28 protein-coding genes are annotated in these 25,980 nt (G+C 65.8%); 18 read left to right on the top strand and 10 right to left on the bottom strand.

Going from position 1 to position 25,980, the window contains the following annotated elements:
- Positions 1-9: 9 nt before the first annotated feature.
- Genes VH499_RS03780 through VH499_RS03770 form a run of 3 tightly spaced genes read left to right on the top strand, consistent with a single transcriptional unit; the run spans position 10 to position 2,455 of the window.
- Positions 10-414: a GtrA family protein gene (locus VH499_RS03780; RefSeq protein WP_332051354.1), complete on the top strand. Its 405-nt coding sequence runs from the start codon at positions 10-12 to the stop codon at positions 412-414.
- On the top strand, positions 411-1,703 hold the full coding sequence (locus tag VH499_RS03775) for an FAD-binding oxidoreductase (protein WP_332051353.1): 1,293 nt from the start codon (positions 411-413) through the stop codon (positions 1,701-1,703). The genes VH499_RS03780 and VH499_RS03775 overlap by 4 nt, the downstream gene beginning before the upstream one ends.
- An 11-nt stretch (positions 1,704-1,714) precedes the next feature.
- A complete protein-coding gene (locus VH499_RS03770; protein WP_332051352.1) occupies positions 1,715-2,455 on the top strand; it encodes an SDR family NAD(P)-dependent oxidoreductase in 741 nt (246 codons plus the stop codon).
- Between the two features lie 92 nt (positions 2,456-2,547).
- On the opposite strand, the gene VH499_RS03765 is transcribed toward VH499_RS03770, so the two are convergent.
- The 3 genes from VH499_RS03765 to VH499_RS03755 all read right to left on the bottom strand — a co-directional run bounded on the left by VH499_RS03765 (position 2,548) and on the right by VH499_RS03755 (position 5,411).
- The gene (locus tag VH499_RS03765) at positions 2,548-3,774 is read right to left on the bottom strand and encodes an LLM class flavin-dependent oxidoreductase (RefSeq protein WP_332051351.1); all 1,227 of its coding nucleotides are present in this window, start codon (positions 3,772-3,774) and stop codon (positions 2,548-2,550) included.
- Between the two features lie 71 nt (positions 3,775-3,845).
- Positions 3,846-4,733, bottom strand: coding sequence for an alpha/beta fold hydrolase (locus VH499_RS03760; RefSeq protein WP_332051350.1), 888 nt, complete (start codon positions 4,731-4,733; stop codon positions 3,846-3,848).
- A 30-nt stretch (positions 4,734-4,763) separates the two neighbouring features.
- Complete coding sequence (locus tag VH499_RS03755) at positions 4,764-5,411, bottom strand: squalene/phytoene synthase family protein (RefSeq protein ID WP_332051349.1); 648 nt, start codon at positions 5,409-5,411, stop codon at positions 4,764-4,766.
- A 123-nt stretch (positions 5,412-5,534) separates the two neighbouring features.
- On the opposite strand from VH499_RS03755, the gene VH499_RS03750 reads away from it, so the two are divergent.
- Positions 5,535-6,137 (top strand): urate hydroxylase PuuD, encoded by a 603-nt coding sequence (locus VH499_RS03750; protein ID WP_332051348.1) that lies wholly within the window; start codon positions 5,535-5,537, stop codon positions 6,135-6,137.
- 116 nt (positions 6,138-6,253) lie between these two features.
- Here the strand turns inward: VH499_RS03750 and VH499_RS03745 are convergent, their stop codons facing one another.
- Genes VH499_RS03745 through yajC form a run of 4 tightly spaced genes read right to left on the bottom strand, consistent with a single transcriptional unit; the run spans position 6,254 to position 9,984 of the window.
- Positions 6,254-6,658, bottom strand: coding sequence for an Mth938-like domain-containing protein (locus tag VH499_RS03745; RefSeq protein ID WP_332051347.1), 405 nt, complete (start codon positions 6,656-6,658; stop codon positions 6,254-6,256).
- On the bottom strand, positions 6,655-7,830 hold the full coding sequence (gene secF / locus VH499_RS03740; RefSeq protein WP_332051346.1) for a protein translocase subunit SecF: 1,176 nt from the start codon (positions 7,828-7,830) through the stop codon (positions 6,655-6,657). Before secF ends, VH499_RS03745 begins: the two co-directional genes overlap by 4 nt.
- 9 nt (positions 7,831-7,839) lie before the next feature.
- Positions 7,840-9,516: a protein translocase subunit SecD gene (secD, locus tag VH499_RS03735; RefSeq protein WP_332051345.1), complete on the bottom strand. Its 1,677-nt coding sequence runs from the start codon at positions 9,514-9,516 to the stop codon at positions 7,840-7,842.
- Between the two features lie 42 nt (positions 9,517-9,558).
- Entirely contained in the window at positions 9,559-9,984 is a 426-nt protein-coding gene (gene yajC / locus VH499_RS03730; protein ID WP_332051344.1) for a preprotein translocase subunit YajC, read from the bottom strand.
- Positions 9,985-10,111: 127 nt separating this feature from the next.
- On the opposite strand from yajC, the gene VH499_RS03725 reads away from it, so the two are divergent.
- Positions 10,112-10,975: an ATP-binding protein gene (locus VH499_RS03725; protein ID WP_332051343.1), complete on the top strand. Its 864-nt coding sequence runs from the start codon at positions 10,112-10,114 to the stop codon at positions 10,973-10,975.
- A gap of 2 nt (positions 10,976-10,977) precedes the next feature.
- Entirely contained in the window at positions 10,978-11,574 is a 597-nt protein-coding gene (locus VH499_RS03720) for a pyridoxamine 5'-phosphate oxidase family protein (protein ID WP_332051342.1), read from the top strand.
- A gap of 20 nt (positions 11,575-11,594) precedes the next feature.
- Here VH499_RS03720 and VH499_RS03715 read toward each other — a convergent pair whose 3' ends face one another.
- Together VH499_RS03715 and VH499_RS03710 are read right to left on the bottom strand one after the other, a co-directional pair.
- Positions 11,595-12,062 carry a PaaI family thioesterase gene (locus VH499_RS03715; RefSeq protein ID WP_332051341.1) on the bottom strand — a complete coding sequence of 156 codons (468 nt, stop codon included), beginning with the start codon at positions 12,060-12,062 and terminating at the stop codon, positions 11,595-11,597.
- Between the two features lie 10 nt (positions 12,063-12,072).
- On the bottom strand, positions 12,073-12,561 hold the full coding sequence (locus tag VH499_RS03710) for a MarR family winged helix-turn-helix transcriptional regulator (RefSeq protein WP_332051340.1): 489 nt from the start codon (positions 12,559-12,561) through the stop codon (positions 12,073-12,075).
- A gap of 78 nt (positions 12,562-12,639) precedes the next feature.
- Between VH499_RS03710 and VH499_RS03705 the strand changes: the two genes are divergently transcribed.
- From VH499_RS03705 to VH499_RS03670, 8 genes are all read left to right on the top strand, one after another.
- Positions 12,640-13,677 (top strand): 2Fe-2S iron-sulfur cluster-binding protein, encoded by a 1,038-nt coding sequence (locus VH499_RS03705; RefSeq protein ID WP_332051339.1) that lies wholly within the window; start codon positions 12,640-12,642, stop codon positions 13,675-13,677.
- A complete protein-coding gene (locus tag VH499_RS03700) occupies positions 13,674-14,606 on the top strand; it encodes an SDR family NAD(P)-dependent oxidoreductase (protein WP_332051338.1) in 933 nt (310 codons plus the stop codon). Before VH499_RS03705 ends, VH499_RS03700 begins: the two co-directional genes overlap by 4 nt.
- A gap of 12 nt (positions 14,607-14,618) precedes the next feature.
- Positions 14,619-15,323: a Phenylacetic acid catabolic protein gene (locus tag VH499_RS03695; protein ID WP_332051337.1), complete on the top strand. Its 705-nt coding sequence runs from the start codon at positions 14,619-14,621 to the stop codon at positions 15,321-15,323.
- 10 nt (positions 15,324-15,333) lie between these two features.
- Complete coding sequence (locus tag VH499_RS03690; protein WP_332051336.1) at positions 15,334-15,885, top strand: hypothetical protein; 552 nt, start codon at positions 15,334-15,336, stop codon at positions 15,883-15,885.
- 11 nt (positions 15,886-15,896) lie between these two features.
- Positions 15,897-16,730: an alpha/beta hydrolase gene (locus tag VH499_RS03685; RefSeq protein WP_332051335.1), complete on the top strand. Its 834-nt coding sequence runs from the start codon at positions 15,897-15,899 to the stop codon at positions 16,728-16,730.
- Between the two features lie 94 nt (positions 16,731-16,824).
- A complete protein-coding gene (locus tag VH499_RS03680; RefSeq protein ID WP_414709738.1) occupies positions 16,825-17,832 on the top strand; it encodes a TRAP transporter substrate-binding protein in 1,008 nt (335 codons plus the stop codon).
- Between the two features lie 27 nt (positions 17,833-17,859).
- Positions 17,860-18,414 carry a TRAP transporter small permease gene (locus VH499_RS03675; protein ID WP_332051334.1) on the top strand — a complete coding sequence of 185 codons (555 nt, stop codon included), beginning with the start codon at positions 17,860-17,862 and terminating at the stop codon, positions 18,412-18,414.
- Positions 18,411-19,751 (top strand): TRAP transporter large permease, encoded by a 1,341-nt coding sequence (locus VH499_RS03670; protein WP_332051333.1) that lies wholly within the window; start codon positions 18,411-18,413, stop codon positions 19,749-19,751. The genes VH499_RS03675 and VH499_RS03670 overlap by 4 nt, the downstream gene beginning before the upstream one ends.
- Positions 19,752-19,785: 34 nt before the next feature.
- On the opposite strand, the gene VH499_RS03665 is transcribed toward VH499_RS03670, so the two are convergent.
- Positions 19,786-20,691, bottom strand: a complete 906-nt coding sequence (locus VH499_RS03665) for a pirin family protein (RefSeq protein WP_332051332.1) — start codon at positions 20,689-20,691, stop codon at positions 19,786-19,788.
- Between the two features lie 38 nt (positions 20,692-20,729).
- On the opposite strand from VH499_RS03665, the gene VH499_RS03660 reads away from it, so the two are divergent.
- The 4 genes from VH499_RS03660 to VH499_RS03645 all read left to right on the top strand — a co-directional run bounded on the left by VH499_RS03660 (position 20,730) and on the right by VH499_RS03645 (position 25,959).
- A complete protein-coding gene (locus VH499_RS03660) occupies positions 20,730-22,190 on the top strand; it encodes a CoA-binding protein (RefSeq protein ID WP_332051331.1) in 1,461 nt (486 codons plus the stop codon).
- 202 nt (positions 22,191-22,392) lie between these two features.
- On the top strand, positions 22,393-23,619 hold the full coding sequence (locus VH499_RS03655; RefSeq protein ID WP_332051330.1) for a M23 family metallopeptidase: 1,227 nt from the start codon (positions 22,393-22,395) through the stop codon (positions 23,617-23,619).
- Positions 23,620-23,766: 147 nt separating this feature from the next.
- Positions 23,767-24,798 (top strand): amino acid ABC transporter substrate-binding protein, encoded by a 1,032-nt coding sequence (locus tag VH499_RS03650; RefSeq protein WP_332051329.1) that lies wholly within the window; start codon positions 23,767-23,769, stop codon positions 24,796-24,798.
- Between the two features lie 129 nt (positions 24,799-24,927).
- Positions 24,928-25,959, top strand: coding sequence for an amino acid ABC transporter substrate-binding protein (locus tag VH499_RS03645; protein ID WP_414709737.1), 1,032 nt, complete (start codon positions 24,928-24,930; stop codon positions 25,957-25,959).
- Positions 25,960-25,980: the final 21 nt, after the last annotated feature.

Genomic DNA, 25,980 nt, shown 5'->3' with positions numbered 1-25,980 from the left:
AGCCCGTTGATGCCGCTGGCCGTCCTCTATGCCCTGATCGCTGTGGTGGCGACGGCTGCAAATATCGGCGCCCAGGACCTCAGCATCCGCGCCTATCACGGTCGCTTCGCCATTGCCGCCGCGGTGGTCGTCGGCACCGGCGTCGGTCTGCTCGCGAAGTACGTTCTCGACAAGCGCTACATCTTCCGCTTCACGGCGCGCGATTCGCTGCACGATGCGCAGACGTTCCTCCTCTATACCGCGATGGGCGTCGCCACGACGCTCCTCTTCTGGGGTTTCGAGTTCGGCTTCGACCGCGTCTTCGCAACGAGGGAGATGCGCTACGTCGGCGCGCTGATCGGGCTCGCCCTGGGCTACTGGGCCAAATACCACCTCGACAAGCGTTTCGTCTTTCGCACGGCGCCGACGGCATGAGGCCCGTCTCCTCCTGGGGACGGCTGAGCGCGGCGCCGCACGACGTCATCGAGCTTGCCGATCGCGACCGCGTGGCCGAGCAGATCACGCGCAGCCGGCCGGGTATCGCCCACGGCATGGGCCGCAGCTATGGCGATGCCTGTCTCAATCCGGGCGGCATCCTGTGGCACACGGCGGGGCTCAATCGTTTCATCTCCTTCGACAAGGCGACAGGGCGACTCGCCTGCGAGGCGGGCGTGATGCTGCGCGACATCCAGCGGCTGCTGGGGCCGCGCGGCTGGAGCCTGCCGGTCGTGCCCGGCACCCAGCTCGTGACCGTGGGCGGCGCCATCGCCAACGACGTGCATGGCAAGAACCATCATGCGATGGGCACGTTCGGCGAGCATGTGCGGCGGTTGCGTCTGGTGCGAACCGACGGCGCATCCGTCGAATGTGGCCCCGACCTGCGGCCGGAATGGCTTGCCGCCACGGTCGGCGGACTCGGGCTCACCGGCCTGATCGTCGAGGCTGAACTACAACTACGGCCAAGCAAAGGCCCGTGGCTCGAGGCCGAGACGATACCCTTCGCCGGCCTGACGGACTTCCTTCGGCTGTCCGACGACTCGGAAGCCACGTGGGAGCACGCCGTCGCCTGGATCGACTGCACGTCCGGACGAAAAGCGCGCGGTCTCTTCCTGCGTGCACGGCCGACCGAGATCGGCGGCCGGCCATGGCGCGAAAGACGGCGGCGCCTGCCGCTGACGCCGCCCTTCTCGCTGGTCAACGGGCTGTCGCTGCGTCCCCTCAATGCGCTTTGTTACGCAGCCGGGCGGCGGCGAACCGGCGCGCGCACCGTGCAGGCAGAGCCGTTTCTCTATCCGCTCGACTCGCTCCTGGAATGGAACCGCCTGTACGGTCCCCGCGGCTTCTACCAGTACCAGAGCGTGGTGCCGCGGGAGGCGGCTCTGGCCGCGACCCAGGACATGCTCGATGCCATTGCGGTCTCGGGCGAGGGTTCCTTTCTCGCCGTGCTCAAGACCTTCGGCGCACGTCGGCCCGCCGGGCTGTTGAGCTTTCCACAGCCCGGCGTCACGCTCGCTCTCGACTTTCGCAACACGCGTGCCGTTCCCGCCCTGTTCGCGCGGCTGGACGCCATCGTTCGCAACGCCAGGGGGCGACTCTATCCGGCGAAGGATGCGCGCATGCCGCGCGAGATGTTCGAGGCGCGTTATCCCGATCTCGCCGCCTTCGGACGCTTTCGCGACCCCGGCATGAGCTCGGCCATGTCGCGCCGCTTGATGGGAAGCTGAGGGAGACCGCGATGAAGATCGTCGTTGTGGGCGCGACCTCCGCCATTGCCGAGCACTGCTGCCGGCTGTGGGTGGCCGAAGGTCCGACCGAGCTCATCCTGGTGGCGCGCGACGTCACGAAGGCCGATAAGATTTCGGCCGACCTCGGCGTCCGCGGGCCGGGTTCGGCGATCACGGTCGCCAGGGGCGACTTCCTCGACCCGGCGGCCATCGGCGCGCTGGTGCAGTCTGCCGCAGCATCGGGCCCGATCGATATCGCGCTGATCGCGCAGGGATGGCTGTCGCATCAAGAGACCTGCCAGACCGATCTCGCCTTTTGTCGCGACTCGATCGCGATCAATGCACTGTCGCCCGCCCTGTTCGCCGAAGCCTTCGCGCGCCACTTCGCCGAGGTCGGCCGCGGCACGCTCGGCATCATCGGCTCGGTCGCCGGCGACCGCGGCCGCAAGGCCAACTACACCTATGGCGCCGCCAAGGGTTTTCTCGCCCGCTATGCCGAAGGCATGGACCATCGATTCGCCGGCAGCGGCGTCAGGATCGTCCTGATCAAGCCCGGCCCGACCGATTCGCCGATGACCGCCGCGATCAAGGCCGAGGGCCGGCGGGTGGCGCCCGTCGAGGACGTCGCCCGCACGATCGTGGACGGCATGAAGCGCGGCAAGCCCGTGGTCTACGCGCCGCCGATCTGGCGCGCCATCATGCTCGTGGTGCGCCACATCCCGCGTTTCATCTTCAACAAGCTTGCGATTTGAGGTCGGTACTGAATCCAAGTCGGTGCCATCCCGAACGAAGTGAGGATCTTTCAATCGGCATCGCGAAAGATCCCTCGGGATGACACATTCTCTCAAGCTCGCTTCGCCTCCTTCTCCGCCATCTTGGCCTTGAGTTGCTCGGGCGTGAGGCGGACGATGTGCTCGTTCTGGTGACTGTAGATGTCGTATTTCCCGACATCGAGGTCCTCGAGCACGATCTCGCGGTCGAGCACCCTTCGCTTCCATGCCGCATGCTCGGCCTCGGCGGCATGGAACTCGGGCATCACTTCCTTCGCGAACAGCTCGAGCGAGTCGCAGATGTCCTGATGGCTGGTCTTGCCTGCCTGGTTCAGTAGGATCACCTGGTCGACGCGGCTCTGCTGGAACTGGCGCAGCTTGCTCGCGATGGTCGCGGGTGAGCCGATCAGGCCGGACTCCAGCGCCTTCTTCTCCTCCGGTCCGCCCTTCCAGCTCTGGTACTCCTTCCAGAGATCGGACGTGCCCGGCGCATCGACGCCTTTGCGGCCATAGTAGGAGAGCGCAAAGATGAAGAAAGTCCAACCGGCCGCCTTGGCCTCGGCCTCCGCGTCGGTCGGCGCGCACATGAACCCCGAGACCATCGCGACGTTGGGATTGCTCGGATAATCGGTGAGTTTCTGCGGGTTGTTCAGAAGGTTGTTGTAATACTTGTGCACCCAGGCGCGCGCCGCCTCGGGCGTGACGAAAGTGAAGCCGAGCGCGCCCATGCCCCACTCGCCCGCCTTGCCGATGGTCTGGATGTTGGAGCAGGCGACCCAGAGCGGCGGATGCGGCTTCTGGAAGGGCTTGGGAATCACGTTGCGCGCTCCGAAGTCGTAGTACCGGCCGTGGAACTCCCAGCTCTCCTTCGTGAACATCGGGATGATGGCCTTGACCGCCTCTTCCCACCGGTCGCGCTTGTCGCGCACCTTGACATTGAACGGATGGAGCTCGGCCGGTCCGGCCGCTTCGCCCATGCCGAGATCGACGCGTCCACCCGACACGAGGTCGAGCGTCGCCACCCTCTCGGCGACGCGATGCGGCTGGTTGGTGGTGAGCTGGACAACACCGTGGCCGAGCCGTATGCGCTTCGTCCTCTGGCTTGCGGCGCCCAGAAAGACCTCGGGCGCGGAGGAGTGGGAATATTCCTCGAGGAAGTGGTGCTCGACCTCCCACGCATAGTCGTAGCCCAGCCGATCGGCGAGCTCGATCTGGGCGAGCGAGTCCTGCAGGAGCTGGTACTCGCTCATCGGATCCCACGGCCGGGGCAACTGATGCTCATAGAAGATGCCGAACTTCATGGATCGTTCCTCCGGCGGGCAAGGTCCCGCGCTCCGCTGCGCATGACAATAGCGGCGTCGAACCGCTTCGGTCAGGAGGCCGCTTTGCAGAACCCCGCAATGCGGTCGATCAGCGTCGGGATCATCTGGGTCGGGAAATCGTGACCCCAGCCGGGATAGGTCTGGATCTCGGCGCCCGGCACCAGGCGCGCGACGTCGCGACCGCACTCGACCGGCAGCAGCGGATCCTCCTCCCCATGCAGCACCAGCGTCGGCGCCTTCACGTTCTTCAGCAGCTCGACGCGATCGCCCGACGCGATGACGGCGAGATACTGCCGGTTGACGCCCTCCGGGTAATAGCGGCGATCGACATTCTTCTCGACCAAAGCGCGCAACTCGCCTTCGGGCACGGGATAGGCTGGGCTGCCGATCGTGCGGCGCAGCTTCATGCCATGCAGCACGCGGGCCTCGCGGCTCGTGTCCTCGGGCTGGGCTCCCAGCATCGCCAGCGCTTCCGGCTTGCCCTGCGGCAAGCCGGGCCGGCCGCTGGTGGAATAGATCGACACCATCGAGCGCGTGCGCTCGGGATACTGCGCCGCCACGATCTGCACGATCATGCCACCCATCGAGGCGCCGACCATGTGCGCGCGCTCGATGCCCAGCGCGTCGAGCAGGCCGACCGCATCGCCCGCCATGTCCTTGAGATAATAGGGCGCCGCCACCCTCTCGCCCCTTATCAGCTTCTGTATCGCCGCCGGCACGTCGGCCGCGCCCCATGATGCGAAGTCGGTCGACAGACCCGTATCGCGGTTGTCGTAGCGGACGACATGGAAGCCGCGCTTCGCGAGGCCCTCGAACAGGGCCTCGGGCCAGATGGTGAGCTGCGCTCCCAGGCCCATCACCAACAACAGCGCCGGATCGCTCCGGCTGCCGGCCGTCTCATATTCGATCTCGATGCCGTTCGCCTTGATGCGTGCCACGCTACCTCCAGATTTGATTTCGCCGCGACCTTACCATCGCCCGCGCCGCGCCGCCCACCACAGGACGAGCGGCTTGCGCCATGGACTCATCGGCTGGTCGAGCAAGCGAGCCTGAAGCAGGACGGGCAGCGCCGCCGGATCGACCTTGCGCGCGAGCCCGCGCGCCTCGGAAAGCAGGATGCCGCGTTCCGGTCCCTCAGCCATCAGGCCGGCGGCAGCGACAGCATGCGCGGCCTTGCGCGTCGCCGCATCGCTGACGTCCAGGATGGCCAGTTCGAGATCGGCAAAGGCTGCCCCGGTGCGCACCACGTCGAGCGGGCCTTCGATTGCCTGCGCGCGCGCGTCGATCAGGGCGATCAGCGCATCGGCCGTCAGACCGTGGTGACGGGCGGCTTCGCTAAGGGCTTCGACAACGGGCTGGGGGCGCGGCTTTTCGGGTCCCGCCGCCTCCGTGGCGGCCTCGCGCCACCACTCCAGTCGGATCTCGGCCAGCAACGCCTCGCGTGTCACCGTTCGTGCGCGGGCAAGCTCGTGATCGAACGCCAGCAGCGCCATCAGGCCCCGGCGCGCCGTCTCCGGCGCGAAAAGAGCCGCCAGAAAGCGGTCGCGATCCGCCGACCGCACCGTGTCGAGCACATAACGATGCGAACTCTCGGGCGCGCGGTAGGGCGATCTCACGTCCGACGGCCGGTCCGGGGATAATCGCGCATCTGCGACCGTTGAACGCAGGGGCGCTCTGGATTAGAATGGTTCTGGAGAGGAAAGGCCAATTCCTTCAACAAGATAGGGGAGAAATCGAATATGGGCGCCATCTTCACCTCACTGGGGCGCACCGTCGCAGCCGGCGTCGTCGTCCTCATCGTCATCGTCCTCGTGACCGCCGCGCTGTCGGGGGACGTGATCCACCTCAACCATGCCTGGGGCGCTTTCTTCATGCGCTGGCTGCACATCCTGAGCGGCGTGATGTGGATCGGGCTCCTCTGGTACTTCAACTTCGTGCAGACGCCGACCATGCCCAAGATCCAGCCTGTGGAGAGCCGCAGCGCCGTGTCCAAGTACATCGCGCCCAGCGCCCTCTTCTGGTTCCGCTACGGCGCGCTGGCGACGGTGATCACCGGCCTGTTGCTCGCCTGGATGAACGATTACATCGTCGACGCGCTGTTGCTGCGCAAGCCTTACTACCCGATCGGCATCGGCATGTGGATGGCATTGATCATGGCCTTCAACGTCTGGTTCATCATCTGGCCGATGCAGAAGAAGATCCTCGGGCTGGTCGAGGCGACGGCGGAGGAGAAGGCCAAGGCCGGTCCGATCGCGCTCTATGCCAGCCGCTTCAACACCATGTTCTCGATCGGCATGCTCTACTGCATGGCGGCGCAGAGTCACGGCGGGTTCGTCTCCTGATCGTCGCATCGGAACAAGGGGCCCCCGCCGTCGGCCCGGGATGACACCGCAGTTTGTGTTATCCCGAGTCGCGCGCGGGACCCGGGCGCTCCAGCGGGGGATTTCCGCAACGCCAGCTAAATCGGGATCAGCGCGGCGGCGACGCGGCGCCCCTCGGCCAGCAGCACGTTATAGGTCCGGCATGCGGAGCCGGTGTCCAGCGCTTCCACCGACAAGCCGGCGGCCTTGAGGTCGGTGCGAAGCGACGACGGCAGGAACACGGCACGCGCGCCGCAGCCCAGCACCAGCAACTCGACCGGCTCCGGCCCTTCGCGCAGCGCCGCCACGCTCGCGGAGGTGAGGTCCTCCATGCGGGTCACGCTCCAGGCCGAGGTGGCGCCCGGTGTCACCAGCACGGGCTCGCGCCACTCGCGCTCGCCGATCACGAAGCGGCCGGGGCCATAGCTCCGGATCACCTGCACCTGCGACGGATCGGGCGCCGGCAAGGTCTTGTCGTCGGGCTCGCCGCGCGCCGGGCTCACGCCTTGGCCTTCGCGCCCTCCTCCTCGCGCCGGAACTGCTCGGGCCGCAGCTTCATGTAGACCAGGCCCGCGCAGGCGATCCAGATCGAGGAGTAGGTACCGACGATGACACCCCACAGCATGGCGACCGAGAAGCTGTAGAGGACCGGGCCGCCGAAGATGACCAGCGCCAGCACGGCGACGAACACGGTGATCGAGGTCATCACCGTGCGCGACAGCGTCTCGTTGATGCTGAGGTTCAGAACGTCGACCAGTCCTAGCTTCTTGTAGCGGCGCATGTTCTCGCGCACACGGTCGAACACTACGACGGTGTCATTGATCGAGTAGCCGGCGATGGTGAGCACCGCGGCCAGCGCCGTCAGGCTGAAGTCGAGCCGGAGCAGCACGAAGATCCCGATCGTCGAGATCACGTCGTGCAGCATGGAGATCAGCGCGCCGATGCCGAACTGCCACTCGAAGCGGAACCACATATAGATCGCGATCGCCGCCAGGGTCGCCAGCACGGCGATGATCCCGCTGTGCATCAGCTCCGCCCCGACCTTCGGGCCGACCGACTCGGTGCCGCGGACGTCGTACTGGTTGCTGATCGCGTCGTCGACGACCTTGATGGCCACCTGCTGGCACCATTCGGCGCGCTGCTCGGGAGTCATGTCGATCTTGACGGTGTTGGTGTTGGCGCGTGGCAGCTCGCGCTCGAGCACGGTGAGGCCGACGCGGCTCACGGCGTCGCGCCAGCCGCCCGCATCGAGCTGGCTCGGCGCGCTGAAGACAACGTCGCCGGTGCCCTCGGCGCCCGGTTTGACGCTCCAGCCGTTGCCGACGCGCCGCTTCATGACGGCGTCGGCGTGCGCCACGCACTCGGCGTTGCCCTGCTGGCGCTGCACGCGGATCAGGGCGCTGCTCTTGTCGCCGAACTCCTGCAGCGAGACTTCGCCGATGCCGAGCGCGCCGGTCGTGTTGCGCAGCTCGTCGAGCTGGATGGTCCCCTGCTTGGCGCGGACCTGGATGGCGATTCCGCCCTCGAAGTCGATGCCGAAATTCAGGCCGAACACGAAGACGCCCGCCAGCGACAGCACGTTGACCAGGGTCGAGAGGCCGAGCGCCCAGAGGCGGTGGCCCATGAAGTTGATCTTGGTATGGGCGGGAACGATGTGATGCGGTTTCCACAGCATGACGCGGCCTCAGAGCGTGAGTTCGGTGGGCCGCCGCCAGCGCATCCAGGTGGCGAGCAACATGCGGGTGAATATCGTGGCGGTGAAAAGGTGGGTGAGCAGGCCGAGCGACAGCGACGTCGCGAAGCCGCGGATCGGGCCCGAGCCGAAGCCGAACAACAGGACACCTGCGATCAGCGCCGTGAGGTTCGAGTCGATGACCGCCGCCAGCGCGCGTTCGTAGCCCGCCGTGAGCGCGCCCAGCGCCGAGCGGCCGTTGGCCTTCTCCTCGCGCACGCGCTCGTAGATCAGCACGTTGGAATCGACCGACATGCCGACGGTGAGCACGAGGCCCGCGATGCCGGGAAGCGTCAGCGAGGCGCCGAGGACGGACATCCCGGCCAGCACCAGCAGGAGGTTCACCCCCATGGCGAGGTTGGCGAAACCGCCGAACAGCGGGCCGTAGGTCCCGAACATGAAGAACATGACGAGCACCGTGCCCACCACGGCGGCGACCGTGCCGGCATGGATGGCGTCGGCGCCGAGGTCGGCGCCCACCGTGCGCTCCTCGATGATGGTGAGCGTTGCCGGCAGCGCGCCCGAGCGCAGCAGCAGCGCCTGCTCCTGCGTCTGCTGCGGCGTGAACGCCCCCGTTATGATGCCGCTGCCGCCGCAGATCGCGCTCTGCACCACCGGTGCGCTGATGATCTCGTTGTCGAGCTGGATGGCCAGCCGCTTGCCGATGTTCTGGCGCGTCGCGGCACAGAACGAGCGACCGCCCGCCGCGTTGAAGGTGAAGCTGATGATCGGACGGCCGCCGTTCTGCTGGCTTTCGAAGGTCGCCTTGGCATCGTCGAGATCCTCGCCGCCTACGATCACGCGCTTGAAGATCGGCAGGCAGGGTGGATGGTAGCGGCGGCAGATCTGCTCCGGCGAAAGTCGCGGATTGGCGCTCTGGATCTCGTCGAATGCCTTGGGGTTGCCAGCCTTCAGCGCCTGCATGCCCTCGCGCGTGGGCACCAGCGACGTGGTCGGCGGCAGCACCGCCGGCAGAGCGCCGCCGCTGCTCGTCGCCAGATCCTCGTTCACCAGATGGAAGGTGAGCTTGGCGGTCTGGTTGATCTTGCTCTTGAGTTCGGTCGTGTCCTTGATCCCCGGTACCTGCAGCAGGATGCGGTCGTCACCCTCACGCACGATCGTGGGCTCGATGGTGCCGGTCTCGTCGACGCGCCGGCGCAGGATCTCGATCGACTGGTCGATGACTTCCTTGCGCTTGCGCGTGAGCTCCTGGTCGGAAAAAGCAACGTCGACCTTCGCCCCCGAACCCGCGGCCACCAGGCTGGGGTCGACGGCGCGAATTGCCTCGATCGCAGCGGGGCGCTGCGCCTCGTCGCGAAGTTCCACCGTGACGTGCCCGTTGGGCTCGACCGCCACTTCCTTGAAGGCGACCTGCTTCTTGCGCAGCTCGCTGCGGACCGAGTCCGATACGTTGGTCATCCGCTCGTTCAGCACGCCGCGCAGGTCGGCTTCGAGCAGAAAGTGCGCGCCGCCGCGCAGATCGAGGCCGAGGTTGATGCGATTCTGCGCGTACCACTTCGGCAGCAGATCATCCACCGAGTCCGGCAGGATGTTGGGCAGCGCGAAGAAACCGGCGAGCGCGGTGAAGATGATAATCGCGATGGTCTGCCAACGCGGAAGATGGAGCATTCCCGACTACCCTGCGATGACGCCGATACCCCTTTCGTCGATCTATTTCTTGCCGAACAGCCCGCCCAGCAGGCTCTTGCGCTCCGTCGCGGGCGCCGCCGACGGCAGCATTGGCTTCTCGTCCTCGTCGCCCTCCTTCGCGCCGCGTACCGATTCGCCGCGTGTCAGGATGTCGGTGATCGTCTGCTTGATGATGCGCACCCGCACGCCTTCGGCGAGCTCGACCTGCAATTCGTTCTCGCCGATCACCTTGGTAACGAGGCCGATGATGCCGCCGCCGGTGACCACGCGGTCGCCTCGCTTGACGCCCGCCAGCATCTCCTTTTGCGCCTTCATCTTGGACTGTTGCGGGCGGATCAGCAGGAAATAGAAGACGACGAAGATGAGGACGAGCGGAAAGAGCTGCACCAGGAAATCCGAGCCGCCGCCCGCGCCCGTGCCCTGCGCCCAAGCCTCTGAAATGAACATCGTCCGCTCCGATTCTTCCCGCCGCTCAAAAGCGCGCGGACTATAGCGGCCCGCGCCCGCTTTGCAACGCGAGCGGCGGGCGATATGGTCGCCCCCTTTCTCGCGCCCCCGCCGGTTCTGGGCAACGATGGATCAAGACCTCAAAGCAACGCTTTCACGCATCGCCGAAGCCCTCGACCGGCTGTCTCCGCCGGAGCCGGGCAGCGCCGATATCGCCGCCTCCGAGGCTTATGTATGGCATGCCTCCGGCCGCCGTCTCGAGGCGGTCGCCAGGGTAAACCGGGTCGATCTCGACCTCCTGCAGGGCATCGACCGTCAGAAAGCCACATTACTGGAAAATACTCGCCGCTTCGCCAAGGGTCTGCCCGCCAACAACGCGCTGCTCTGGGGGGCGCGGGGTGCCGGCAAGAGTTCGATCGTGAAGGCGACCCATGCCCGGGTAAACCGCGAGATGGGCGGACCGCCTGGCCCGCTGGCGCTGGTTGAGATCCACCGTGAGGACATCCCCTCGCTCCCTGTGCTGCTCGCGCGCGTCCGCGAGAACAACCGCCGCTTCGTCGTGTTCTGCGACGACCTGTCGTTCGACGGCCACGATGCCGCCTACAAGTCACTGAAGGCGGTGCTCGAGGGCGGCATCGAAGGGCGCCCGGACAACGTCCTGTTCTACGCGACTTCCAACCGGCGCCATCTGATGTCGCGAGACATGATCGACAACGAGCGCTCGACGGCGATCAACCCGTCGGAGGCCGTGGAGGAGAAGGTCTCGCTGTCCGACCGCTTCGGCCTGTGGCTGGGCTTCCACAACGCCGACCAGGATACCTTCTTCGCCATGATCGAGGGCTATGCCCGGCACTATGGCCTCGACGTGCCAGTCGAGGAATTGCGCAAGCAGGCGGTCGAATGGTCGGTGACGCGTGGCGCGCGCTCGGGCCGCGTCGCCTGGCAGTTCATCCAGGAAGTCGCCGGCCAGCTCGGGAAGAAACTGGGGTGATCATGAGCGATCCGGAAGACGTGCTGTTTTCGCCGGCAGTCAAGGCGGAGCAGACGCGTCTCGGATCGCGCATCTCCTTCGAGGGGCGGACCTGGCAGACTGAGATCACACCTGATCTCCGCCAGTTCCTCGACGCCATCGATACCTTCTTCTTCGCGACCGCGAGCGCCGACGGTCGGCCCTACATCCAGCACAAAGGCGGACCGTCCGGCTTCCTGAAGCCGATCGGCACCCATACGCTTGCCTTCGCCGACTTCGCCGGCAACCGGCAATACATCACGCTCGGGCATCTGCGGGAAAACGATCGTGCTCATATCTTCATCCCGCACTTCGCCACCCGGCAGCGGGTGAAGCTCTGGGGTCGCGCGCGCATCGTCGAAGGCGATCTCGAGCTGATGGAGCGGCTGGTCGATCCCTCCTACAAGGCGAGGCCCGAACGCGCGATCGTGTTTTCGCTCGAGGCGTGGGATGTAAACTGCCACCAGCACATCGTCCCGCGCTACAGCGAGGCCGAGATCGCACCGGCGGTCAACAGCCTCGTGGCGCGCATCAAGGAACTGGAAGAGGAAGTGGCGCGGCTGAAGGGCGGCGGCGAGTAGAAAGGGTCCCTCGCCGCGTCTTACGCCTTGGGTCTGACGATTTTGATCGTTGAGGTCGCGTGCACGATCAACCGATCCTTCTCGTCCCTCAAGTCGCCGTCGAGGAAGCCGACGGAGCCGCCCCAGCGCATCACCCGGCCTTCGGCGAAAACGATGCCCGGTCCCATCGCTTCGAAGAAGCTGACCTTGATCTCCAGAGTCGGCACGGCGACCGAGAGCTTGCCCTTGGCGATGGCGGCGGTGGCCATCGCCGTGTCGACCATGCCGGTAAGGAAGCCGCCCTGGCAGATCTTGCCCTGTGAATGGCAGAAGGCAGGCACGATCTCGAACCGGAAGCGGGCGATGCCGCGACCCGAGTCGACGTCGAGCAGCTTGCCGTTCAACGTCTGCCATGCCTCGGCCGGCGAAGCCCGGAGGAGCTCGAGCAGATCCGTAGCGGTCACGGACTCGGCGTCGATATGGGCGAAGTCGGGATGGGTGGAACTCATGGCGCGCGGACTATAGCGGACCGGCCGCCGTGCGCACCCTTTCCAGAAGTTCGATCAGTGCACGCGTTTCGGCCGCCGAAAGGCCCGCGGTGATCCGCTTCTCGTGCGCTTTGACGAGCCGCGCGAACTTCGCCAGTGCCTTTTCGCCAGCGGGCGTGAGAGCAAGCGCATGTGTACGGCCGTCGGTCGGCGAGGCATGACGAACCAGGAAACCCCGCGCCTGCAGGCGATTCAGGATCGGCACGAGGGTGGAGCGATCGATGGCGAGGGCGCGGGACAGCGCCATCTGGCTCAAGCCGGCATTGCGCTCCACCAACACGAGCAGCCCGAACTCGCCGGGCGTCAGCGTCTCGCCTGCCCTGGCGAAGGTACTGGCGAAGTCCGCGAACACGGCCGACTGGGCGCGCCGCAGCCCATATCCCAGCAGTTGGGTTAGCATACCGCGATCCAGGTTTTCGGCCCGCAGCTTCCCATTGGGCGGAGCGGATGGACTGGCCATGCCTCAAGTGGTAGATGGAGATTGTTTGGGTAGCAAACAAATTCGTTTCGTCCCACCCCGCCAAGGCGTTATTTCGGCATGAGCTTCAAGGTCCATATCGCCCCGGCCAGCCGCACCATCGAGGTGCCGACCGGCGCCACGATCCTCGAGACCGCGCTGGAGGTGGGCATCGCCTATCCGCACGGCTGTCAGTCGGGCAATTGCGGCGCCTGCAAGTCCCATCTGGTCAAGGGCGAAGTCACCATGGAGGGCTATTCCGAGTTCGCGCTGTCCGATGACGAGAAGGAGCGCGGGCTGATCCTCGCCTGCCGCGCCGTGCCCTGGGAGGAGTCGGAGGTGGCGTGGCTCGAGGAGGACGACCTGATCGTCCATCCGCGCCGCGTGCTCTCCTGCACGGTGATGGGCATCGACGATGCCACTCACGACATCAAGCGCGTGCGCCTCGAGATCGTGGCGGGCGGGCCGTTCGACTTTTCGGCCGGGCAGTATGCATCGGTCACCTTCGACGGCTGTCAGCCGCGCGACTACTCGATGGCGAATGTGCCGGGTGATCCGATCTTGGAGTTCCATGTGAGACGCACGGAGGGCGGCCTCACCAGCGCCTACGTCGGCGAACGGCTGAGGCTGGGCGACAGCGTTCGCGTCGAAGGCCCGTTCGGGACCTCCTACTTGCGCGAGGCTCACCGCGGGCCGATCATCGCTGTGGCCGGCGGCTCGGGCATGGCGCCGCTGAAGTCGATCGTCGAACGCGCGCTCGCCAAGGAGCTGCCGCAGCATGTCTACTTCTATTTCGGCGCCCGCACCGAACGCGACCTCTACCTGCACGATCACTTCTCCGCACTCGCCCAAAAGCACGCCAACCTCCACTTCACACCCGTGTTGAGCGAAGCTACCGGCGGGAAGCTGCGGACAGGCCTGGTTCACGAGGCGGTTGCCCAGGATTTCGACGAGTTCGACGGCTGCAAGGCCTATCTCGCCGGTCCGCCCGTCATGGTCGAGGCGGCGACCAGGTTGTTCGAGAAGCGTGGCATGCGGCGAATCGATGTGCATGCCGACGCTTTTTATACGGCGGCCGAGATGGCCGATGCCGGAAAGAAGACGGGGGCGGAGCTATGACAGGAATCCTGGACGGACGTTCGGCGATCGTCACGGGTGCGGGTCGAGGCATCGGTCGCTCCATCGCCGAGGCGCTGGCGGCCCAGGGTGCGAGCGTCGTCGTGGCCGATGTCGGTGCGTCCATCTCCGGCGAAGGCGCCGATCCCGCACCCGCCCGCGACGTCGCTGCAACGATCGGTGCAAAGGCACTCGCCTTCACCGAGAGCGTGGCCTCGCCCGGCGTCGCGCGGTTGCTCGTGGAGACGGCGGTGAAGCAGTTCGGCGGCATCGATATCGTGGTGAACAATGCCGCGATCCTGCGCGACGCCTTCGTCTTCCGTGCCGATCCGCGCGACTGGGATGCGGTAATCCGCAACAACCTCTCTGCGGCCTTCTACCTGATCAACGCCGCCTCCGCCGTGATGCGCGACCAGGGCAAGGCGGGCCGCGGCGGCAAGGACGGGTACGACTGGGGCCGCATCGTCAATATCGTCTCCTCGGCCGGACTGTACGGCAATCTCGGGCAGGCGGCCTATGCCAGCGCCAAGGCCGGCTTGTTTGGCCTGACGCGCGTCGCCGCCATGGACCTGCAGCGCGCGGCAATCACGGTGAATGCCGTGGCGCCGTTCGCGCGGACGCGCGTCACCGATGTCATCCAGCCGGCCAACGAAGCGCAAAAGGCCTACAAGGAGCGCGCACTCAAGATCGGCGCGCACCATGTCGCGAATCTGGTGATGGCGCTTTGTGCTCCGGGTGCCGGGGGCATCACCGGCCAGCTTCTGGGGGTGCGCGGCCGCGAGGTCTTCCTGTTCGGCCAGCCGCGCCCCATCGGCCGCCTCGAAGTCGGCAGCCCGGACTCGCTCGCCGAGGATCTCGTCGCAAAGCTCGCCGGCCAGTTCACTGACCTCACCACCGATCTCGAAGCCTTCAACACCGAACCTCTCGTCTAGCGGAGCGCCACCATGACCGACCTCGTCGTGAAGACCGTCGAAGAGCTGAAGGATGCGCCTGAGGAATATCGCGGCGCCGTCGCCAAGCTGGTGATCAGCCACGCGGTCAATGAGCTCTATGGCGCGCAGGTGTTCGACGAGCCCGCCATCAGCTACGCGCCGACGCCTTATGCAAAGTGGCTGACCTGCCGTGTCGCGATGGAGGAATACGGCCATCACGTGCGCTTCAAGCAGCTCGGCCTCCAGATCGGCATCCCCGAGGAGCGCATGATGGCGAGCGCAGGCAAGAAGCCGTTGTCGATCTTCGAGTTTCCGTTGAAGACCTGGGAAGAATTCGTCGCCATCAAGCTCCTTGCCGATCTTGCCGAGATCCTGCAGGTCGAGGATCTCCTGCATTGCACCTTCCATCCGCTGCGCAACCTGGCGCGCGCCACCATGCCGGAGGAGCGCTTCCATGCGCAGTTTGGCGAGGATTTCTCCGCCGAGCTGGTGAAGACGCCGGAGGGCAAGGCGAAATTGCAGGCGGCGGTGAACGAATATTGGCCGTATCTGCCCAGGTTCTTCGGCGGATCGAAGTCGAAGAACAACGAAATCTTCCGCAAGTGGAAGATCAAGCAGCGCACCAACGACGAGATGCGCGAGGACTATGTGAAGCGCGCGACCGAGGTTGCCGCAAAGTACGGCCTCACCTTGCCGGAGATCCGCCAGGCGGCGTGACGCCCTGACGATGAGCGCCGCCGCGCTTCCAGCAACGCTGCTCGGATCGCTTCGCGCGCAGGTGAAGGCGGCGGCGTGGTTCGCGGCCCTTGGCGAGCCGCTGACCGAAGGAGACCGCTCCGATGCGATCGCCTACGCCGAAGTGCTCGGACTCGGGGCACTCGCGGTCGATCTGGTGCGCGACTGGCCTCAGGCCGAAAGGCTGCTGAAGACCCCTGATACGTCGGGCTGGTGGGACCGCGAGGAGGCGCTGCGCAAGGCGCTGGTTGTCGAGGCGGAGGCACGATATCCGGGACGGGCGCAGTGGACCGCGCTTACCGAGCTGACGACGGAAGCGGGCGATCTCGTGCACGGCAAAGCCGCCGCAGCAGCCGCCCGCATGGGAAATGCCGCGCGCCCTTCGATCCATGTCGCGGCGGGCGCCGCGGCACAGGCGGTCTACCAACTCGCCGTCGCACGGTTGGCTGGCCGCGAGAACTCGCCATTCGAGAGGAAATTCCGTGTGTTCGTCGCCGGCCGCTGGCTGCTCGGCGTCGCGGGTTCTAGGTTGGTCCTCTTCTGAAGAGGACCAACATGAGCTCCTATCGCACCCCGCAGCGCACGGTCGGACGGTTGAACCGACCCTTCGGCGCGCTCTACTACGAGGTCACTGGCAGCGGGCCGGCGGTGGTCTTCGCCCACGGCCTCGGCGGCAATCATCTGAGCTGGTGGCAACAGGTCGCGCATTTTGCCCCGCACTACACCTGCGTGACGTTCGCCCATCGGGGCTTCGCGCCGTCGGATGCCATCCCGGAAGGTCCCGATCCGGCAGATTATGCCGGCGATCTGGCCGCGCTGATCGACCATCTGAAGCTTGCGGACGTGCGCCTTGTCGGCCAGTCGATGGGCGGCTGGACGACGCTGGAATATGCGATCGCCCAGCCTGCGCGCGTGAAGGCACTGGTCCTGAGCTCGACCGCGGGCACGCTCAACCGCAGGGACTGCGATCCGTCGGGCGGTGTGAAATACGATGCCTGGTCCAAGAAGGCCGAGGCCGCCATCGCCGAAGGACACGCGAGGAATATCCATCCCGCCATGGGCGTCAGGGCGGCGGAGCGCCACCCGGCGCTGCATCTTCTCTACCGCAGCATCGACGAGATGGCAGGCGCCCTCGACAAGGAGAAGCTGCGCGCTGGGCTGCGCCGTACCGCGACCCGCTCGCTCGCGGATTTCGGGGACTTCAAGGTGCCGACGATGCTGATCGGCGGTGCCGAGGACGTCGTGTTCCCGGCTTTCCTCTGCCCTGCCGTTGCCGCCAAGCTGCCCTGTGCCGGCGCCCATATCCTTCCCGACTGTGGGCACTCGCCCTATTTCGAGCAGGCCTCGGCCTTCAATCGCCTGGTCGAGGACTTCCTGACCTCCTCCTGAGCCGGGCTGGCCGCAGTTGTCGTCCGACGCGCGAAGTGCCACTCTGCCGGCAACAAAGATCCGATCCGAAGAGATCGCCGCCAGGGAGAGAACGATGGCCAAGGCACTTTGGCGCCGTATGGCGCTGGCGTCATCGGTTGCGTGCGTGGCGTTGGGAATCGCCGGCCAGGCGTCGGCACAGAACCGGGCCTTCAGTTTTGCCTATGACCAGCCGACCACGACGGCCTACGGCGTCGCGGGCAACCTCTTCGATGCAAAGCTCAAGGAGGTTAGCGGTGGCAAGTTCAGCATCAACCAGTTCCCCGGTGCGCAGCTTGGCCAGGAGCCGCAGATGCTGGAGAAGATGCGCGCGGGCGACATCGACTTCGTCATCACCTCGACCGCCAACGCGGCCTCGGTGTCACCGCAGGCGGGCGTCTTCTCGCTGCACTATATCTTCCGCGATCAGGGGCATCTCACACGGGTAATCGCCGATCCCGCGGTCGCACAGGCCTTCCGCGACATGATCTCGGACACGGTGAAGGGCGGCCACGTGCTCGGGCTCATGACCATGGGCATGCGGAGCATGTACTCGAAGAAGGAGATCAAGTCGGTGGCCGACGTGAAGGGCCAGAAGGTGCGCGTGCAGGCGACCAAGACGGAGGACACGCACTTCCCCGCCTATGGCGCGCAGACGGTGCACATGCCGTTCGGCGAAGTCTACACCTCGCTGCAGACCGGCGTGGTCAACATCGCCGAGAATGGCGTCAACGTCTATCTCGCCAACAAGCACTACGAGGTCGCGCCCATCCTGTCGATGACCGAGCACGAGGCCAACAACAACTGCATCTGGGTAAGCGACAAGACCTGGAACAGCCTGAACGACGAGGAGAAGAAGTGGGTGCAGGCGGCGGCCGACGAGGTGAGCAAGGTCGAACCCGCCAAGGCACTTCAGCTCGAGAAGGATTCGGCCGAAAAACTCAAGAAGATGGGCGTGAAGATCGTCGACAACGTCGACAAGTCGGGCTTCGCCAAGGATGCCCAGCCGATTCAGGATAGCCTTGCCAAAGAGCTCGGGCCGCACGCGGTGAAGATCCTCGCCCTCGTGCGTAACGTGCAGTGAGGTCTTTGCCGGTCACACGGGTAACGCGTGGCGCTCGGTAACCGCACTCTCATCCTGGCACGCCATCGCCACCTCAAGTGGAAGGCGCTCGACCCGCTGGAAGCGCTGCTGATGATCCTGTGCGGCGTGTCGATCATCGGCTTCACGAGCTCCGTACTGCTCGACGTGGTCACCCGCGAGATCCATGCGCCGTGGCTCTGGCTGCAGCAGGTGACGACCGGATTCTTCGCCTGGGGCGTCTTCATCGGCATGGCAGCGGCCGCGCGCCGCAACGATCACCTCTATCTCGTCGAGATTACCAAGCGGTTGAAGGGTCCGCCGCGGACCTTCATGGAAAGCTTCAACCGTCTTGTCGTGCTGGGTGTCGCGCTCTGCATGGCGTGGTTCGGGGTCAAGAACGCAATCCTCGATCTCGGCAGCTTCCGCATGCCCTCGCTCATCCCGCTCACCTGGTACACCGCGAGCGTGCCGCTCTCCGGCGTGCTGATCGCCCTGTTCGCGGTCGAGCAGCTGGCAAACGGCTGGAAGAATGGCTTCGAGGGGCCGGAGGACACCAGCGACCTCGCCGGGGCGATCGAATGAGCAATGGTGGTGTCCTGTTCCTGATGGCCTTCCTGTTTCTGGGCCTGGGCTACATGGGAGTACCAGTTGCCTTTTCCCTCATGGCAGGCGTTATCGTCGCCACTGGCTTCACCCCGATCAGCCTCCAGTCGATGGTGGGACAGATGTTCCATGGCATCGACTCGGAGACCTTGCTCGCGGTCCCTTTCTTCTTGCTGGTCGGCGAGCTGATGACGTCGGCCAACGTCACGCACCGCATGGTCCGGCTGGCGCAGACCATGGTCGGCCATCTGCGCGGCGGCCTGGCGCAGGTCGTAACGCTGTTCAGCATGTTCTTTGCCGGCATCTCCGGCTCCTCGACCGCCGATGTCGCAGTGCTGAGCCGCACGGTGGCACCGGAAATGGACCGCGAGGGTTACGACCGCGCCTTCACGGCGGCGCTGATCGCCTGCGCCTCGACCATGGCAAATCTTATCCCGCCCAGCATCATGGCGGTGGTCTACGGCGCCACCGGCAACGTCTCCATCGGCGGCCTGTTCCTGGGCGGCATCGCGCCCGGCGTTCTGATCGGGATCGGACTCATGATCTACTCCCACTTCTTCGGACCCACGGGCGTCAAGAAGAAGATGGCGAGCCTCGGCGAGTTCGGGCTTGCCCTGAGAGACTCCTCGCTGCCGCTCATGATCCCGATCATCATCATGGGCGGCATCCTAAGCGGCTGGTTCACGCCGACCGAGGCCGGCATGATCGCCGCCGTTTACATCCTCGTGATCCTGATCCCGCTCCTGAACCGCGGCCACGTGCGCTTGCTGCTGTGGGATTTCGTCTACACCGGCATGCTTTATGCCATCCCGCTCGCCGCTGTCGCGAGCGCTTCAGCGTTCGGCTGGATGCTGGGCTACCTGCGCGGACCCGACATCGTGGCCACCTGGATTTCAGACTATGCCGGCACCAATGCCGGCATGATCCTGTTCCTGCTGGTGGCGCTGTTCGTGATCATCGGCGACTTCGTCGATGCCATCCCGGCCATCATCATTTTCATGCCGATCATCAACAAGCTGACCGAGCTGGGCGGAATCAATCCTGTCCATATGGGCGTGGTCATCATCACCACACTGGTGTTCGGCCTGATCACACCGCCCTACGGCCTCTCGCTGCTGGTCGCCTCGAAATTCGTCGGCGTCGGCTTCCCACGTGCCATGTACGCGTCGCTGCCGATCTATGTCGTCTTCTTCGCGACCATCGCCTTCACCGTGCTGTTTCCAGACGTTGTTCTCTACCTGCCCAAGCTCCTGCTGCCCGAGTCGGTCGGCTGCTTCAGGAACCCCAGCGGCGAAGGCTATATCTGTCCATCGTGACGGCCGGCCCCTCCCGAGAGTCGATGGTTCTGCACTACAGGACATTCCCCGAAGGACGTCGCCCCTCCGGCAGCGGGATGAACTCGGGATCGCCCGGCACCTTGGCGAAGCGGCCTTCCTTCCAGTCGGCCTTGGCGCGCTCGATGCGCTCCTTCGAGGAGGAGACGAAGTTCCACCAGATGTGGCGCGGCCCGTCGAGCGGAGCGCCGCCCAGCAGCATCAACCTGGCGCCTTCGGACCCGGCGACGACATCGATCGGGGCTTTCGCCGCCAGTACCGCGAGATCGCCGACGCCGAGCGGCCGGTTCCCGATCGTGGCCGTGCCCGCCGAGACATAGACGCCGCGCTCCGCATGCTCGGCCGTCACGCCGACCCTGCCCGCCGCCGGCAACTCGGCGGCGATATAGAAGATCGGCGAGAAGTGGGTGGTTGGCGCGGTGCGGCCGGCATAGGTGCCAACGATCAGACGAAGCCCTGTTTTGTCCTCGTGCCATGCCGGCAATCGCGCCGCCGGGACGTGCTCGAACCTCGGCGCTGTCTCCTCGTGCGCCTTCGGCAATGCAACCCAGGTCTGTATGCCGTGCAAGCGGAAGCCGTGTTGGCGCATCTCGGGCTCGGTGCGCTCGCTATGGACGATGCCGCTGCCCGCGGTCATCCAGTTGACGTCGCCCGGCCGGATCGCCTGCGCATGGCCCAGGCTGTCGCGATGGAAGATGCCGCCCTGGAACAGATAGGTGACCGTGGCGAGGCCGATATGTGGATGCGGCCGCACCTCCATGCCATCGCCGCCCGGTGGCACATCGAGCGGCCCGAAATGGTCGAGGAAGATGAACGGCCCGACGGTGCGGCGCTTCATGTTCGGCAGCAGGCGTCGCACGGCAAACCCCGGCGTGAGTTCATGCGCGCGGCCCTGGATCAGGAGTTCGATCGGCTCGGCCATCTTGTTCTCCTCTCCCGCCTGTGCTGCAACGGCGTGCCATGCCGACAGCCGTCCGCGATCTCTCTCCGTTCTTCGCTCCGCGCAGCATCGCCGTTGTCGGCGCGGGCGAACGACCCACTTCCTCGGGCGGCGCTGTCATGCAGATGCTGCGTCTCGCCGGTTATGGCGGACGCGTCGTGCCGGTCAATCCCAGGGGCGGCCCGATCTTCGGTTACGAATCGGTGTCCTCGATCGCTGCCATCGATCCGCCGGTCGACCTTGCGGTGATGGTGATTCGGCCTGACGCCATCATCGACGCCGTCGGCGAAGCGGCCGACCGCGGGATCCGCAATCTTCTGATCCTGCCAGGCGGCTTCGCCGAGGCCGGCCGATCAGGGATCGCACGCAACGAGATGCTGCTGACGCTCGCTGCCGAGCGCGGGCTCACCATCGCGGGCCCAAACTGCGCCGGCATCGTCCACCTCGATCCGGCCTGGCGCTTTGCCGCGACCTTCCTGCGCGACCTGCCGCCCGGCGCCGCTCCAGGCGCCGCCAACGGCCTTGCCTTCATCTCCCAATCGGGCGCTCTGGCCGAGGAGTTCATCGACAAGGCGAATGGGCGCGCGCTACCGCTCACCAGCGTGGTGTCGGTCGGCAACGCGGTGCATCTTGGCGTCGAGGACTACCTCGCCTGGCTCGGCGAGCGGCCCGAGATCGGCGCGGCACTGCTCTACGTCGAATCGATCGATGATCATGAGCGCTTCCGCGCCGTCACGCGCAAGGTGGCGGCCGTCAAGCCGGTGATTGCCCTGTTCGGCGGCCGAACCGAGATCGGCGGCCGAGCCGCTGCGGCTCACACCGGCGCGGTGGCCAATGACGACGCGGCCATCGAGAGATTCTGCGCCTCATGCGGCATCGTGCGGGTCGCCAGCCTGCGCCGCCTGCTGCTCGCGGCAAAGGCCTTTGGCCGCTTCCCACAGGGCTTGGGCCGGCGGACCCTTATACTTTCGAACTCCGGCGGGCCGGGCGTGATCTGCGCCGACCGCGCCGCGCTCGAAGGCCTCGACCTCGCGCCCCTGCCGAAGGCGATGGTCGACATACTGCGCCAGCAGCTACCGGCGGAGGCCTCGATCGCCAATCCGATCGACCTGCTGGCCGATGCCCGTGAGGATCGGTTCTCCCTCGCTCTCGAAGCGGCCATGGCGCACGCCGCTGCCGACTACGACGCGGTGCTGATGATCCATGTCGTGCCCTTCATGGTCGAGGCTGGTCCGGTGATCGAGCGCCTCGCCCGACTCGCACGTCAGAGCCCGCTGCCGCTGCTGCACAGCATGATGGGAACGCTGCCGGCCAAGAGCGAATGGTTCGCCCGTATGGAGCAAGCGGGCGTGCCGATGTTCAACGACGTCGAGGAAATGGCCGAAGCCGCTGGCCTGCTCGCGCGCTACCCGACCCTTCGTCAACAAGTCGAAAGCGACATTCTGCCCACCGCAGTCTTTCGGGACCGGAAGCACGCGTAACCGACAATACTTCGTCAAATCAGAACGTTACCCCAGATCTGCACGACTGTTGCATTTTTGCAACTTTTTGTTGGACATGAGATTTTTTCGTGACCAGTATCACCCCCCGAGGCGGCAAGGCGGGGGGCGCCGGCAGGGGAGCCGGTAAGTTCGCCACTGCCTCAAGCGTTTTTTGTTTGGATCAATGGAACGGGAGAGGCTGATGGCGATCACGACGACGCGCGCTGAGCGCGCCGACCGGTGGAGGATGATGCGCGCTGTGGCAGCCGCAGCACTGACGGTCTCCCTCCTCCAGCTCACTGCACCCTCGCCCTCAATGGCCCAGGTTGCCACCGCCGCCAAGAAGCAGGTCCACTCCCAACATCGGACCGTCACCAAACCGAGCAACGTCGCCAAGCTCAACAGCCAGGCCTCGCCCACCGACAACGAGGCCGACGAACTCAACAGGAAGTGGCTTTCCGATTTCAAGGCTAACGCCGCCGCCAATCCGGACACCGTTGCCACCACGCCCGGGGTGGCCGGCACCGAGACCGAGCGCACCCTGAGCGCGCCCACGCCGACGCCACCGGGGGCCGGAGCTCGCGCCGTCGTTGCAGGCACGATCACTTTCGTCAAAGCCGACAATGCCGCCGCCGCCTTCAACTCCATGCCGGGCGGTGCCAACCAGCCGATCTTCAAGGACTTGACCAAAGCCTTCGCAGGCTTCTCACCGACCAAAGCCAGAGTCGAGATGATGCAGGCCCGAACCGGCGATGGTTCATCGCGGGTGGTCTATGCCAGCATCGGCGAGGGCAAGGGCAGGCATTCCTACTGGTGGTTTGCGCCCCCCGACCAGCCTGAAGGCTGGTTCGACGAGCAGGGCAAGCGTCTGGGTGGCGCGGCGCTCATCGAGCCCAAGCCGGGCGCTCGCATTTCCTCACCCTTCGGGACCCGTCGCTACTACGGCCGCATCACCAGCCACGCCTTCCACAACGGCATCGATTTCGAGGGTCATGTCGGCGATCCGATCTATGCCGCGGCCGACGGCGTCGTGAATCACGCCAACTGGTACTACAACTATGGCCGGACGGTGAAGATCAGCCACTCCGAGCATTTCGAGACGCTTTACGCTCACATGTCGCGGATAGCGCCGAACATCGCGCCGGGCACGATGGTGCATAAGGGCGACGTGATTGGCTATGTCGGTGCGACTGGTCGCGCGACCGGACCGCATCTCCACTTCTCTGCGATCGTCGACGGCCATTTCGTCGACCCGGAGAACTACCTCTCGGACAAGGCCAACGCGCTGGGCGGCAACGATCTCGTCGCCTACCGCCAATGGCAGCAGGACGTACGCGGCGCCGCGCTCGCTCAAAAGACCAAGACCGAGCAGGCCTCCTTCTGGAGCCGCAACCCCTTCACGCCGCCACCAAGTCCCGGCCGTCTCTAGTCTCGACGGCATCGGCGCAAGCGACGGCTGCAGTATCGCTGCCGGCGTTGCGTCCCAGCGGTTGATCGCCTACCAATGGCGCCGCCGCGCCCGAGCGGCCGTCGTGGCGGCTGACGAGCGGCAGGAACAACCACAAGGGACAGAAACATGCTGAAGAAATTCGTTGCCGTCGGCGCCGCCGCCGCGCTGCTGGGCGCTGCCGGCACGGCGTGGGCCGGCAAGGATCTCGACGCCGTCAAGGCGCGCGGCCAGCTTGTCTGCGGGGTCAGCACCGGCGTTGCCGGCTTCTCGCAGGCCGACAGCCAAGGCAAGTGGACCGGCCTCGACGTCGATGTGTGCCGCGCCATCTCGGCCGCGATCTTCGGCGACTCGGAGAAGGTGAAGTACGTGCCGCTCACGGCCCAGCAGCGCTTCACGGCGGTGCAATCCGGCGAGGTCGACCTGCTGTCGCGCAACACGACGTGGACGCTGACCCGCGACACCGCGCTCGGCCTCGATTTCGGCGCCGTCACCTACTACGACGGCCAGGGCTTCATGGTGAACAAGAAGCTCGGCGTGAAGAGTGCCAAGGAACTGAACGGCGCCACCGTGTGCGTCCAGCCCGGCACCACCACCGAGCTCAACCTCGCCGACTACTTCCGCGCCAACAAGATGAGCTTCAAGCCGGTGGTCATCGAGAAGGTCGAGGAAGCGCGCGCCGCCTTCTTCGCCGGACGCTGCGACGTCTACACGACCGATGCCTCCGGCCTCTACTCGACGCGAGCCGCGAATGTACCGCCGCCGGCGACACCCGACGATTTCGTGGTTCTGCCAGAGATCATCTCGAAGGAGCCGCTGGCGCCGGCCTTCCGGCACGGCGACAACCAGTTCGGTGACATCATCCGCTGGTCGCAGTTCGCCATGCTCGAGGCCGAGGAGTACGGTATCACTTCCAAGAATGTCGACGAGATGCTGAAGAGCGACAATCCGTCGATCAAGCGGATCCTGGGTGTGACGCCTGGCATGGGCAAGGCGCTCGGCGTCGACGAGAAGTGGGTCTACAACATCGTCAAGCAGGTCGGGAACTACGGCGAGAGCTTCGAGCGCAACGTCGGCATGGGCTCGCCGCTCAAGATCGCGCGCGGCCTGAACGGCCTGTGGACCCACGGCGGAATCCAGTACGCCCCGCCGATCCGCTAGGATCTCCTCGGACCTCCCGAACGAACGCGCCACTGCCCCAAAGGGGCGGTGGTTTCGTTTGGCCTGTTGCTTGCCTGCCCGGCCCGGGAGACACTCCGTCGGTCAATGAAAACGGGAGAGGCAAACATCATGCACAAACTTTCGAACGCGGCGGTCATCGGACTGGCCGCCTTCTTGATGTCGGGCACGGCGTGGGCCGGCAAGGATCTCGACGCCGTCAAGGCGCGCGGCGCGGTCATCTGCGGCGTACCAACCAGCATCGCGGGCTTTGCAGTGCCCGACAGCCAGGGCAAGTGGGCCGGCCTCGACGTCGATGTCTGCCGCGCCGTCTCGGCCGCGATCTTCGGCGACTCGGAGAAGGTGAAATATGTACCGCTGACGGCCCAGCAGCGCTTCACGGCCGTGCAATCGGGCGAGGTCGACCTGCTCTCCAACAACACCACCTGGACGCTGACCCGCGACACCGCGCTTGGCCTCGATTTCGGCGCGATCACCTACTACGACGGCCAGGGCTTCATGGTGAACAAGAAGCTCGGCATCAAGAGCGCCAAGGAGCTGAATGGCGCCACCGTATGCGTCGCCCCCGGGACGACCACCGAGCTCAACCTCGCCGACTACTTCCGTGCCAACAAGATGAGCTTCAAGCCGGTGGTGATCGAGAAGGTCGAGGAGATCCGGGCCGCGTTCTTCGCCGGCCGCTGCGACGTCTACACGACGGACTCGTCGGGCCTCTACGCGACCCGCGCTGCCAATACTCCGCCGCCCGCCAAGCCGGAAGACTTCATCATCCTGCCGGAGATCATCTCGAAGGAGCCGCTGGCACCGGCCTTCCGGCACGGCGACAACCAGTTCGGTGACATCATCCGCTGGTCGCAGTTCGCCATGCTCGAGGCCGAGGAATACGGCATCACGTCGAAGAACGTCGACGAAATGCTGAAGAGCGACAATCCGTCGATCAAGCGCATCCTCGGCGTCACCCCCGGCATGGGCAAGGCGCTCGGCGTCGACGAGAAGTGGGTCTACAACATCGTCAAGCAGGTCGGGAACTACGGCGAGAGCTTCGAGCGCAACGTCGGCATGGGCTCGCCGCTCAAGATCGACCGCGGCCTCAACAAGCTTTGGACGCACGGCGGCCTGCAATACGCCCCGCCCATCCGCTGAAGCTGCATTGCCGGCGGTGTC

Origin of the sequence: Reyranella sp., from assembly GCF_036558665.1 — a bacterium.
Classification (GTDB): Bacteria; Pseudomonadota; Alphaproteobacteria; order Reyranellales; family Reyranellaceae; genus Reyranella.
Note: the sequence above shows the minus strand (reverse complement) of the source record. Positions and strands in the feature narration are given on the sequence as shown.